The 13,633-nt window shown below is 41.8% G+C and carries 9 protein-coding genes and 1 riboswitch; of the genes, 5 read left to right on the forward strand and 4 right to left on the reverse strand.

Going from position 1 to position 13,633, the window contains the following annotated elements; translation table 11 throughout:
- Positions 1–15: 15 nt before the first annotated feature.
- Positions 16–1,131, forward strand: coding sequence for a GNAT family N-acetyltransferase (locus tag CLV32_RS07360; protein ID WP_133554003.1), 1,116 nt, complete (start codon positions 16–18; stop codon positions 1,129–1,131).
- A gap of 139 nt (positions 1,132–1,270) precedes the next feature.
- A complete protein-coding gene (locus CLV32_RS07365) occupies positions 1,271–2,233 on the forward strand; it encodes a GlxA family transcriptional regulator (protein WP_133554005.1) in 963 nt (320 codons plus the stop codon).
- 69 nt (positions 2,234–2,302) lie between these two features.
- On the opposite strand, the gene metE is transcribed toward CLV32_RS07365, so the two are convergent.
- The gene (gene metE, locus CLV32_RS07370) at positions 2,303–4,615 is read right to left on the reverse strand and encodes a 5-methyltetrahydropteroyltriglutamate--homocysteine S-methyltransferase (protein WP_133554007.1); all 2,313 of its coding nucleotides are present in this window, start codon (positions 4,613–4,615) and stop codon (positions 2,303–2,305) included.
- Between the two features lie 148 nt (positions 4,616–4,763).
- Positions 4,764–4,952, reverse strand: a riboswitch (cobalamin riboswitch).
- Positions 4,953–5,033: 81 nt separating this feature from the next.
- Positions 5,034–5,924, reverse strand: a complete 891-nt coding sequence (locus tag CLV32_RS07375) for a glycerophosphodiester phosphodiesterase family protein (RefSeq protein WP_133554009.1) — start codon at positions 5,922–5,924, stop codon at positions 5,034–5,036.
- Positions 5,925–6,102: 178 nt separating this feature from the next.
- Between CLV32_RS07375 and CLV32_RS07380 the strand changes: the two genes are divergently transcribed.
- From CLV32_RS07380 to CLV32_RS07390, 3 genes are all read left to right on the forward strand, one after another.
- A complete protein-coding gene (locus CLV32_RS07380; protein ID WP_133554011.1) occupies positions 6,103–9,264 on the forward strand; it encodes a TonB-dependent receptor in 3,162 nt (1,053 codons plus the stop codon).
- A gap of 10 nt (positions 9,265–9,274) precedes the next feature.
- Positions 9,275–10,411: an alpha/beta hydrolase-fold protein gene (locus CLV32_RS07385; protein ID WP_133554013.1), complete on the forward strand. Its 1,137-nt coding sequence runs from the start codon at positions 9,275–9,277 to the stop codon at positions 10,409–10,411.
- A 156-nt stretch (positions 10,412–10,567) separates the two neighbouring features.
- A complete protein-coding gene (locus CLV32_RS07390) occupies positions 10,568–11,245 on the forward strand; it encodes a porin family protein (RefSeq protein ID WP_133554015.1) in 678 nt (225 codons plus the stop codon).
- Positions 11,246–11,381: 136 nt separating this feature from the next.
- Here CLV32_RS07390 and CLV32_RS07395 read toward each other — a convergent pair whose 3' ends face one another.
- On the reverse strand, positions 11,382–11,630 hold the full coding sequence (locus CLV32_RS07395; protein WP_133554017.1) for a hypothetical protein: 249 nt from the start codon (positions 11,628–11,630) through the stop codon (positions 11,382–11,384).
- Between the two features lie 80 nt (positions 11,631–11,710).
- A complete protein-coding gene (locus CLV32_RS07400; protein WP_133554019.1) occupies positions 11,711–13,375 on the reverse strand; it encodes an ATP-binding protein in 1,665 nt (554 codons plus the stop codon).
- Positions 13,376–13,633: the final 258 nt, after the last annotated feature.

The raw sequence follows: 13,633 nt of genomic DNA on the forward strand, positions 1-13,633 counted from the left end.
AGCCATTCATAAGAAATGATAACAATTATACCGGTTAAATCGAAAAAAGAGCTGGGTGCCTTTATTGATTTTCCTCACGAACTGTATAAAGATGATAAAAACTATGTGCCGGAACTATTCATCGCACAAAGGGACCTGTTAACTACCCACCCTTTCCATAAGCATTCTTCATTGCAATGCTTTCTGGCTTATGATGGAGAGAAAATTGTTGGTCGTATTGCCGCTATTCACAATACTGCACATAATGTTTTTAATAAGACTAACGACGGATTTTTTGGTTTTTTTGATTGCATAAACAACCAGGAAGTGGCTAATGCACTACTCGACCAGGCAACCAGTTGGTTAAAGGAAAAAAGCTTGTCGACCATCATCGGTCCAGTAAACTTCTCGACCAACGAATCTTGCGGGTTGCTGGTTAAAGGTTACGACATGCCACCCATGGTGATGATGCCATATAACTTTGCCTATTATGAAACTTTACTGGATGCTTGGGGCTTACGCAAAAAAGTAGATCTTATTGCATGGAAATGGGATGGTGATGCTTACGACGATCGTTCGGTTAAATTAATGGATAGATTGGAAGACAGACTTAAGCGAAGTGATATCGTGATCCGAAAGATCAACATGAAAAACTTTAAGGCTGAAGCGGCTGCCCTGCGCGAAGTTTATAATAAGGCATGGGACAGCAATATGGGTTTTGTTCCATTGAACGATGAGGAATATGATTATCAGGCCAAAGACCTCAAGATGATCCTGGATTCTGACTTCTGTTTCGTTGCAGAACAAAATGGTAAAGTGGTTGGCTTTGGTGCTGCCATTCCAAATATTAACGAGATACAGGCGAAAATAAAAAAAGGCAGACTGTTCCCTACTGGGATTTTTAAATTACTGTTCGGGCTTAAAAAAGTAAAAGGAATCCGTATCCTTCTGCTGGGTGTTGTTGATGGCTATCGTAAGATGGGTATCGAAGCATGCATCTATGCTTCTATCATTAAATCTTACAAAAAGAAAGGTTTGGAGTATGCTGAGGCGAGCTGGACATTGGAACACAACGACCTGGTAAACAACGCAATTATCGCGATTAAAGGTGATCCTTACAAGACTTATAGAATTCTGGAAAAAGCAATTTAACGAAATTAAGTTACAAGCTTTCAAAAATAAATTGAGGCTCCGATGTTTTTTCGGGGCCTTTTTTTTGTGTCGGTTTTTATTTTTTAAATACTATATTAGTAAGCCTTTAGGGGCATTTGAGCCAAATAATATAGCACGTATGGTACAACTAGGGATTTTACTGAGTCAGAACCACCGATTACTTAGTGTGGCAGCGGTGTTTGATGTATTCGAATCTGTTAACAGATTTTGTCATGAGAATGGACTTCCAGACCAATTCAGAATTCAAACTATTCGCACAGGTGATGATGGGGTAATTTACAACCGTTTTCCAGAATTGACGTTATCCGATCCGCAGCAGTTCGACCTGATCATTGTGCCTGCATTTAATAGTGGCAATGTCCCGATCTACATTCAGGAAAATGGGCATGTGCTGTCCTGGCTTCGTCAGCAACACAAACAAGGTGCAGAACTGGCAAGTGTATGTTCAGGTGCTTTCTTACTGGCTGCAACAGGATTATTGAACGGCAAATGTGCTACTACGCACATGGATGCGATATCAGACTTTTCTGCCGCTTTCCCAGAAGTGAATGTCCAGGCCGAAGCAGTGGTTACAAGTGATCAGGGCATCTATACGAGCGGTGGCGCTACCAGCAGTTTTCACCTGCTGATCCAACTGATCGAAAAATATACGGATCGCGATATGGCTATTCGAATTGCAAAGTTCTTCGCGATAGACCTCGACAGAAATCACCAGACCTATTTTGGTTCTTTTCAACCCACACAGACGCATCATGATGAGCTGGTAAAAAAGGTACAACAAAGGATAAAAAATGATTTTGCAGCCATTACCACGATTGAAGAACTGCTTAGAGATATTCCAACAAGTCGTAGGAACTTTGTACGCCGCTTCAAACTCGTTACCGGCAACACCCCAATTGAATACCTGCAGAAGACAAGAATTGAAGCCGCCAAGCGTTACCTGGAGAAAACCTCTGGTGGGATCCTGGAATCGATGATCGAATCCGGATATAACGACCAGAAAGCATTCAGGCTACTTTTTAAAAAAACTGTGGGCATTACCCCCAGTGCTTATAGAAGTAAATACATGAGCAGGGTATAATAAAAATGGCCTCCAAAAGAGGCCATTTTAAACGTGAGCGTAACAAAAACTGAGTGCGTTTAAAACTACTTATGCCAGCACTTCCTCGCGCATGGTTTTTGCTGCCGCAACCATCTCGATCAATGCTTTCTTGGTCTCGTCCCAATGTCTGGTTTTTAAACCACAGTCAGGGTTAACCCAAAGCTGCCTTGCAGGGATTACTGCACCAGCTTTCTCCAGCAACAGCACCATTTCTGAGCGGTCGGGCACGCGTGGTGAGTGAATATCATAGACGCCAGGACCAATTTCATTCGGATATTTAAAATCGGCAAATGCACCGAGCAGCTCCATTTGAGATCTCGAACATTCTATAGTGATTACATCGGCGTCCATATCTGCGATGTTGGTAATGATATCGTTGAATTCTGAGTAGCACATGTGGGTGTGGATTTGCGTATCGTCTTGTACGCCACTTGCGGAGATTCTGAAGGCCCGAACAGCCCAGTTCAGGTATTGCTGCCATGCCGATTTGCGTAGGGGAAGTCCTTCGCGGATAGCCGGTTCATCAATCTGGATAATTTTGATACCTGCTTTTTCCAGATCTACCACTTCATCACGGATTGCCAGGGCAATCTGGGTGCATGTTTCTGATCTCGGCTGGTCGTTTCTGACAAAAGACCATTGTAAAATCGTTACCGGCCCAGTAAGCATACCTTTTACCCATTTGCTGGTTAGCGACTGTGCGAAGGAAGACCAACGCACGGTCATGGCCGCAGGTCTATACACATCGCCGTAGATCACTGGCGGCTTTACACACCTGCTGCCGTAGCTTTGTACCCAGCCATTTTTGGTAAAGGCAAATCCTGCAAGTTGTTCACCGAAATACTCTACCATGTCGTTCCGTTCAAATTCACCATGCACCAATACGTCAATCCCTATATCTTCCTGGAACCTGATCGTTTCTTCAGTTTCATTGGCGATCAGTTCATCATATTGTTCCTGGCTCAACTCACCTTTCTTGAATCTTGCCCTCCAGCTACGTACTTCTGTTGTCTGCGGGAAAGATCCGATAGTTGTTGTAGGAAACAAAGGCAGGTTGAGTGCTTTACGCTGAATCTCAGTCCTGATGCTAAAGGGACTCAGTCTGCTGGAATCTGCGACTGTAATTGCGGCAACCCGCGCTTCAACTTCCGGGCGATGAATCTTCGCTGAGCTACGTCTGCTTTCCTGATCAACCATATTCGCTGCAAATAGGGCTTTGGATGCTTCTGATTCCGGATGTGCAGCGATCTTACCAAGTGCAGAAATCTCCTGAACTTTTTGTTTAGCGAAGGCGAGCCATTGTTTGATTTCCGGCGACAAGGATTTTACATTGGTCTCCAGATCCAGGTCGCATGGGCTGTGGATCAAAGAACATGATCCGGCAACCCAGACACGCTCCCTGCCCAATCTTTCAATCGCCTTTTGAATCTGGCTAAGCGATTGCGCATAGTCATTTTTCCAGATGTTCCTTCCATCTACCAGTCCTAATGATAGCGTTAAATTATCAGGAATCCGGTCTAATACAGCTTCCAATTGCGCTGGCGCACGCACCAAATCGATATGCAATACTGCAACAGGAAGGTTTATTGCCAGTTCCAGGTTGTCTCCCAACTGATCAAAATAAGTAGCAACAATAATCTTCAGTTTAGGAAAGTTCTTTTTAATGGTAGCATATACATAAGAAACGGCTGATTGTTCCGCTTCAGTAAGATCCAGGGCCAGGAAAGGTTCATCAAACTGGATCCATTCCGCTTTATTAGCTTCCAGCCCTTTCAGGAGCTCTAAATATACGGGCAGCAGGTTATTGATCAGTTCTATGCGATGGAACCCACTTTCTTTTTCTTTGCCGAGTAACAGATAGGAAACAGGGCCAATGAGTACAGGTTTAGTTTGTAAGCCCAGTCTTTTAGCCTCTTTAAACTCGTCAACTACTTTAGTAGAGAACAGTTTAAACTGCTGGTCTCTATGAAATTCGGGAACAATGTAATGGTAATTTGTGTCGAACCACTTCGTCATCTCCATGGCAGTGATGTCCAGCCCATCTCGCTGGTATCCCCTGGCCATAGCAAAATATAGATCGAGCTCCCCATTTTTTCCATCCAGTATCACCTGATGATATCTTTCTGGAATAGCGCCAAACATTAAAGAATGATCTAGTACCTGATCGTAAAATGAAAAATCGTTTGACGGAATAAATGTTATTCCTTCGTTTTGTTGTAGCTCCCAATTGTGGGCTCTGATGTTTTGTCCGGTTTTCAGGAGAACCTGAACCGAAATTTTGCCTGCCCAATAAGATTCGCAGGCTTTCTTTAGTGCTCTGTCGCTACCTATTCGCGGGTAGCCAAGACTGTTTGTTAGCATTTCTTTGCTTTTAAAAGATGAAAAAATCTATTAATAGCTCTGGCAATATCTCGCAATGCAAAACGAAAAAAGAAGACAGGACATAGCAGGGCACAGCATTAAAACTGTACACCACATCAATCCAGACCTTGCTTCAAATCGCGAAAGCATTGTCAATTCGTTCTGGGCAGGTCTCCTGACTTGTAACAGTTTTTACCATCCTTCCCATTCCTGATGGAACAGTGGATATTAAGCCGGTAAAAACCTGTGCGTTACTTACAGTTGCGCGACAGCTCGTGATTTGCACACGATTCCCTATTAATCTGCGTTAAGCAGAACCTATAACGGTTGATGAAGAAATAATAGTAAGAACTAATGCTTCAAAGATAGAATAAAAAATGCTGACCTGAACAGGATGTCTGCAGGTCAGCCAAAAGAATTACTGATATTTGCCGTAAGCGGCAACACCGAGGTCGGGAAAATCAGTGATCACGCCATCAACGCCTAATACTTCCATTTTCTTAAAATCTTCAGCATTGTTAACCGTCCAGGGTAAGATTTTAACCTTTTGGTCATGTGCCTGTTTAACCATCTCAGGTGTGATTAAACTAAAATAGGGACTAAGATATTGTGGCGTGAAACCAAGATTTTTAATATTGGTTTCGAAGTTATCTCTGTTCATGATCAGGAACGACAGTTCCTGGTTTGGATACTTAGCATGTAAAACCTGGAGTGGACGTTTGTCGAACGACTGGATTACTACCCTTTTACCAATTTTCTTTTTGTTGATGACCTGCATTACTTTTTCTACGAATATTTCAGGAACAGGATGTGCTGTACCATCGCCATCCGGACTGCTTTTGATTTCCACGTTATAGTTAACAGGTTTTAACTTATGTTTCTTAATATAAGTTTCTACACTGTCTATTAATTCTGAGAATAGTGGCCTGTAGGTTTTCATCTTTTTCTGAGCAGCAAACTGCGGATGTACTTTGGTTCCGGCATCATACGATTTAACCATGCTGTAATCCATTCCGTAAATCAATAACCCTTTTTCTTCTGCTTTAGAAATATCCGATCCGTCTGGCTTACGCATAAAATCTGAAGACATGTAACTATCATGAGATACGACTACCAATCCATCTTTACTGATTGCCAGATCCATTTCAAGTGTTTTCACACCAAGGTTAATCGCCGATATCATTGCCGGAATTGTATTTTCAGGCATTAGTCCGCGACCTCCACGATGTGCCTGAAGGTCAATTTTTTGTGCGCTCACTGTCGTTGCGAAGCATACCGCACCGAGGAACATTGTTGTTGTAAGTTTCATATGTTGGATTAAAGCCCAAATAAAGGCGGGTTATGTTAAGTCCATTTACCTTGATTTTTAATTTACTGTTAAATAATTAATCAATAATCAGATAAAAAAGCACTTTTTAATAATCATCTGAACATATATCCCTAACAATACCGCTCTACTTTCGCAGCAAACAAACACAACCATTTTTATGAAAAAAAATTACGTTAAATTACTTATTTTAATGGTTTTCCTTTGCGTACAAGGAGAATCATTTGCACAGATTTCCCAGGCATCCCTGATGGGAATGGTGACTGACGAGCAGAAGAAACCAATTGCGGGCGCTTCTGTTGTTGTTAGAAATGAGTCAACCGGTTTCAATACTGGTACTACGACTGGTCAGAAAGGAGATTACACCTTTAAACAGTTACCATTAGGCGGACCTTATACAGTAAAGGTAACTTTTGTAGGTTTCGGTGCGCAGACCAGAACTGGCTTCACCTTAAACCTTGGTGATGTTCAGGTGGTCAATGTTAGTCTGGAATCGGCTTCACAAACACTAAACGCAGTAGAAATTGTAGCATCGGGCATTAAAAATTCGATACCCAACTTAGGTGCTTCTACCACAGTTAGTGCCAGAAACATCAATAAATTACCTGTAAACGGCCGGAACTTTACTACGCTGATCGACTTATCTCCGTTGAGCAGAGGTGGAAGTATCTCAGGCCAGCTGGCAACTTCTACAAATTTCTCTATTGATGGTATGACTGCTAAAAACCCAACATTTGGTGGTACAGCAACTCCTGGTGCCCCCTACTCTATCTCTATGGAGGCTGTACGGGAATTTAAAGTAGTAACCAATGCCTATGACGTTACCTACGGCAGAGCCGGTGGTGGTAGCATCACAACAGCAACAAAATCCGGAACTAATACCTTAACCGGAAGCGTATTTGGATTTGGTCGTGCCGACTGGTTATCGTCTAAATACGATATCCGTGGCTTAAAGCGTGATATTGACTACTCCACGTATCAGTATGGATTCTCTTTAGGTGGCCCCATCATCAAAGATAAGGCGCATTTCTTTATTGCTTTTGATCATCAGCGTGATTCCCGTCCGCTTCAGATTGCCGATATCCGCTCTGCAGAAGATGAAAAAAGATTGAGTGTAACACAATCGACTTTATTGAACTACCTGGCTATCGCTGTCCCTAAATACGGTGTTGCTGCCACACCACAGTTTGGTTCTTTCCCTAAAAAAGAACGTACTGAAGCCTTGTTTGCACGTGTTGATGTACAGCTGAACAAGAGAAATCTATTGACGATCAGTGACAACTACATTTACGATTTTAACCCGTTGAATATTGGTGACAACAGTGCCATCAACCTTTTTGAGGTATACGGAAACAACAGAACAAAAAGCAATAGCACATTGGCAACTTTAAGGACAACCATCAGTCCGAGGTTAACCAACGAAGCTAAATTACAATATCTAACTTCATCATTTGAAAGTTTACCGGGCGAGCAGGTTCCGGGTGCTAATATCCCCCGCGCTATTGTAGAGCGTGTACCTTCGACTATCGACGGCAAAACCGTTTATACAACAATTCAATTGGGCGGTCAGCGTTACGCACCTGAATATTTCTTCAGTAATGTTGTTCAGGGCACCAATAACCTGTATTACAATACCGATAAGGTAAACTATACTTTCGGTACAGATTTGATGTATACGCACCTCTATTCAAGATATGGTAGCGAGCTGAATGGTCGTTTTTACTTTACAGGGCTTGATAATTTCGCGAACATGACGCCATATCGTTATGCGCGGGAAATTCCTTTGGTTGCTGATCCTACGGTAAGACAGAATTACCTGAACTCTGCACTGTATGCGCAGGCACAGACTAAACTGGCGCGTGGCTTTGAAATGACAGCAGGTATCAGGGCGGATTATACCAACTATCTGGATAAGCCAAACTTTAACCAGATTGTATTTGATGATCTTGGCTTAAAAACAGACCACTCACTAACGACTTTCCAGATCCAGCCACGTGTGCAGTTTACTTGGGATATTGGTGAGCGTAAAAAAGATATCGTAAGGTTTGGTGGTGGTATCTTTGGATCCGACATCCTGAACTATACCATGATCAATAACATGGTGTTCGACGGTACAAAAATGACTGCGGTTGATATTCAGGGTGCCAACGTACCAAAACCAGACTTCATTGGCTACCGTGCCAACCCTGCTTCTGCACCAGGTACGGAATTATTTAACAATCCAGCAATTGCCAAGTTATCTACCATCAACTTGAACAAAGAAGATACCCGGATCCCGGTATTATACAAAGCAAACTTCTCTTACAACAGAATCTTTAATGATCGTTTTAGACTTGGTGTGACCATGTACGCGAGTTGGGCACGCAATAACTATATGTATACCGACGCCAATATGGCCGACCAGCCTTTCTTCCGTTTAGCCAATGAAGATAATAGAGGTGTATATGTACCTGCAAGCACTATCAACGCAACAAACGGCGCTACAAACTGGACTCTAGGTCGCAAAACTGACCGTGTTGGTAGGGTGCTGGCTTTAAACAGCGAGGGTAGAAACAATCAGATCGCATTTGTTTTTGATGGTACATACAAGTATTTCAAAGACGGAGAGTTTTCGTTCAGTTATACAATCAATGATTCAAAAGACAATACTTCTTACAATGGTAACGTAGCCAATACGGCAACGCTTGGATTACCAGTAAAAGATGACCCACGTAATTTAAGTCAGATGTCGGCTTCAGATAACCAATTCAGAAATAAAGTTGTCCTATACGGTACATTACCAACATTCTGGGGAGTTAGTGTAGGGTTACGCTACTCTGGTATCGGCGGCACAAGATACTCTATGATCGTAAATGGAAACGTAAATGGTGACTTTGTTGCCACTAACGATCTTGCATATGTTTTTGATCCTAATGACGCATCTGTTGCGGCAAGCGTAAGAACTGGTATTCAGGCTATTCTTGACAATCCATTGGTTAGCGATAGCTTTAAAGACTATCTGAGAAAAAGCATTGGAAAGGTTGCCGAACGTAATGGTGGTATCAACAAGTTTTACGGTCAGTTTGACTTGAGATTAGCTAAGAAATTCAAGGTCTATAAAACACATTATTTTGAAGTATCGGGTGATGTGTTCAACCTGGGTAATATGCTGAATAAAAAATGGGGTGTTACAGAAACGTTGGGCACACAGGCGATCTATTCTATTGCCAGCTTTAACCCTACTACAAGAACGTATAACTACAGTGTAAACCCTAACGCAGGTGTGGTTTCTCCGTCAGGAAATCCATTCCAGGTTCAGGTAGGCTTACGTTACGGATTCTAATCAGAACGATATGATCAAATTAATTAACACTTTAGGTTTGTGCCTGCTGCTCTCCGGAGCGGTAGCACAGACTACTAAAAATCCCGCTGCCGTTTATTTAAAATCTCCGGAAGTTGCAGATGGCGGGCAGGTAACATTCAGGTTTCTGGCACCCAATGCCAAACAGGTGATGTTGATTATGGACGATGGCAAACAGCGCATGATGCTGAAAGACACCGCTGGTGTATGGGCTTTTTCGGCACATTTTGAACCTGATATCTACAGATATACTTTTGCTGTTGACGGTAATGTATTGCCCGATCCAAACAACCCATTGATCAAGCCTTTGTTTAAACGTGCATTAGGGCAGAGTCTGGCACATGTTCCAGGGCCTAAAACATTGAGTTGGGAATTGAATGATGTACCCCATGGCACGCTGGTTCAGCACTTTTATAAATCAGGTATAGTTGGCGATCAGCGCGATATCAGGGTATACACTCCGCCTGGTTATGATCCCAAAAGGAAAGAGCCTTATCCGGTATTGTACCTTTTCCATGGAATTACAGATGAGACGAGTGCCTGGACTACTGCAGGCAGAGAAAACATAATTATGGACAACCTGATTGCGCAGGGCAAAACAAAGCCAATGATCATTGTGAACACGCTTGGTTATGGTGCACCTGAAATGCTTGAGCCAGGTGCCGGCGCATACAGCAAAGAGGCTTTGAAGAAAAACGAGGAGCTGTTTGTAGCTTCGTTTTTAAAAGAAGTAATCCCGATGACGGAGCGCCTATATAACACAAAAGCGGATAAAAAATACAGGGCTGTTGCCGGCCTTTCTATGGGTGGGGGTCAGTCGCTAGACGTTGGATTAAACAACCCGGACTTATTCAGTTATGTTGGAGGTTTTAGCGCTGCAGTGATTCTTTTGGATCCAGACTATACCAAAGCTTTTCCAAAGCTTGATGCTTCTATCAACAACAAACTTAAGCTGGTATGGATAGCGATCGGAAAAGACGATTTCTTAATAGAATCTAACAGAAAATATAAGTCGTGGTTGGAATCAAAAAACATCAAGTTCAGTTACACTGAAACTGAGGGTGTACACACCTACCAGGTATGGCGCAGATATCTGACAACGTTTAGTCAGCTGCTGTTTAAAGATTAGCAGCTACCTTGAAAACTGCTGCTTTGGCAGCAGTTTTTTTTTATAGCAGTGTTTAACAATTATCTACTGACTACTAAGACTTTACAATAAGATAAAACGATATATTTATTTTACCTCAATATTAATGGTATTATTGATACCATTAATATTAATCATATGAAAAAACGCTACTTATTATGTGCGGTACTTTGCATCGCCCTCTCATCCGTTCATGCCCAAACTGAAAAAGGGAATAATTTTATAGGAGGTTCAATTAGTTATAGCCGAACCACAATAACACCAGCGGGTTCTCAAAACGTAACCACGTCTGTCGGTAATTATTTCAATGTCAGTCCTAAATTCGGTCACTTTATCAAAAAAAACCTGGCTATCGGATTAAGTTTAGCATATGTTGACAATAAAAATTCTTCCGAAACTAACTATGTTAACGGAAGTACCTCGGTTGTTTCCTCGCTAAATACCAAGGAAAGAAACTTTTCTGTTGGTCCTATAATCAGGTATTATATCGATGTTGTAGACAAGTTCAAATTTTTTGGACAAGGAAGCTTAGGAATTGGTGTTGGTAAATCAAGTCAAATAACACCAGCAAGTGCTATTGATTTCATGATGTTAAAATATAAATATACGACCTATAATGCTTCAGCAAATCCTGGTTTTGCATTCTTTCCCACTAAAAAACTTGCTTTTGAGTTTTCGTTCCCCTTATTTTCTTATAACAATCAAGATATGAAAGCTGACAGTGCGAATCCATATTCACAACCATACAAGGCCGAGAGTTTTTCTTTCGGACTAAATACATTTGTTCCGAGTATCGGCGCTAACTTCCACTTCTAGCTGGAAATACCGAAGGCAAAGGACCAGCAATCTCATAAAAAAACCGCTTTGATAAGGCAATGCTTATCATAGCGGTTTTTTCTTATGGCCTATTGATACCGCATCATGGATGCGAAAAGACAACGATCTCTATGCTTTAGCTTTTTACATTCGAATCGTCATCACCTTTTTTCGGGGCAAATCCTTTATCGGCATCCAGCGTAAAAGAAGCTTCTGAAGCGTCAAATGCTTGATCAAGTAAATCAGTATTGGCTTCGATATCGTCTGGAGAATCGTCGATGTGCGCTTCGAAACCATTTGAGTGGATGTCCTGCTGACTTTGTTGATCATCAGCATCATCGTTATTAAAGTCGTCTAGGGGAACTTTGTCTTCCGGAGTAATCATAATCGTTTGTTTTGTTGTTAAATTAACAGTTTCCCAGCATCTTTGTTGATAGGTTAAATAAAAAAAACATTTTCCTGACGTTATTTTGATGGTTCCTCATGAAGTGGAAGCGTAAAATAGAAGGTCGATCCCCTGCCCTTTTCACTCTCCACCCAGATTTTGCCACCGTGGTATTGCACAATTTCTGCTGATAGGTATAAGCCTATACCGAAACCGGAGATATGTGGATTGTCTTTATTTTCTATGCGATAGAAGCGTTGAAAAAGATTGGGAACATCCTGTATGTCAATGCCTAGACCTTCGTCCTGAATACTGATTTCAGCCATATTGCCTATCCGTTTGCAGCGCACCGTAATTTGTTCTTGTTTGGGAGCATATTTAACTGCATTACTCAACAAATTAGATATGACGGACCCTACCTTATCCCGATCAGCGTTAACGAGCAATTCAGGACAAGGAAACAGCGTTACTTTATGCGTAGATGCAGAAAGACTGATTTCATCAATCACATCACGTAGAAGATCATCCAGCTCAAATACTTGCTTCTGCAATTGAATTTTACCAGATTCAAGTCTGGATATAGTTAGAAAGCCATTGATCATTGAAGTCATTTTTTTCAATTGATTGTGTGCTTTATCCAGAATGTCTGCTGTCGGCTTGTCTTCTGTCTTTTTTGCATTGCGGTGAAGCACCTGAATATAACCGCTTAAGGATGTTAATGGTGTTTTGAGCTCATGACTCACCATGCCTATAAAATCGTTTTTTCTGATTTCGTCTTTCTTCTGCTGGGTGATGTCTAGCATCAGTCCGGAGAAATGCTGTGGCTTGCCATCATCATCACGGTACAATTTACCAATGGCACTTACCCAGCGTTCTTTCTGATCTTTGTAATCCAGGATTGGATGTTCAACGATATAGTTATCGCCTTCCAATAATATCTGATCTACTTTTGTCTGCACTTTAACCCTGTAGTCTTCCGGAATCCGTGAGATGACCTGATCATAGCTAACTTCCTTATCCGGATCAAAACCGAAAAGCTCTCTAAGCCTACGGGAAGTGCGGAACTCCCGGGTAATTCCATCCATATACCAGGTTCCTGCTTTCGCAGCTTCAATGGAAAAACGAAGCATTTCTTCTGCGTATCTGATGTTAGATTCGCTTTCGGCAAGCTTCTTAGTCCGTTCATCAACCCGGCTCTCTAATTCGTGATTCAAGTTAGTGAGACTTTCCTGTGCTTCATGCAGTTCTTCATTGATGGCATTAAGTTCTTCGTTGGATGCTGCGAGCTGTTCGTTAAGGAATTGTTCTCTTTCCAGCTGGATTTCCCTCTCCTTGGCCAATTCCAGCGCCTGCCGGTTTACAACAAGTTCAGTTACATCGGTAGCAGTATGCAATATACAGTATGGGCCCTGCTCATTTTTGACAGCCCTATATTCGTAATCATAATAAAAAGTCTGAAGTCTGCCATCGATAAAAAGCTCTGCTGGAATGGCCAGTCCTGAATTGGTAACCCCCGTTGCCAGTACCTCTTGAAGCATCCCGATAAAAGGTTGTCCCTTTAATTCCGGCACTGCTTGTTCTAAAGGTTTTCCAATAACAGACCGATCTTTTCCCCAGAACGCAATCATGGCATCGTTAGCCATTTGTATAATGACATCGTTAGTTGTATAAACAGCAATTGCCTTGGGTGATAACATTAATACTTCCAGTAACTCCTGGTCACTCATTTTAGGGAATACGCTCATGGACAGGTATAGTGGTGCTTATAAAACTATATTTTAGTTTAGAATTCTATTGTACTACGTTAATACAACCCAAAATGTTTGGCACAGTATCCGATCTGTGTTAAAAAAAAAAGGAAGCACCTCGCAAGCCGCTTCCTTTAGTTTTTCATAGTAGATGTCGAAACTGACACACTAATAATGCCAAACAGGAATTTCAATACAGTGTATTTCATTTGCCGTATTTATACGCAATCGTTTAAATTTAAATTTGATCTGGAT

Origin of the sequence: Pedobacter duraquae, assembly GCF_004362245.1 — a bacterium.
Taxonomy (GTDB): Bacteria; Bacteroidota; Bacteroidia; order Sphingobacteriales; family Sphingobacteriaceae; genus Pedobacter; species Pedobacter duraquae.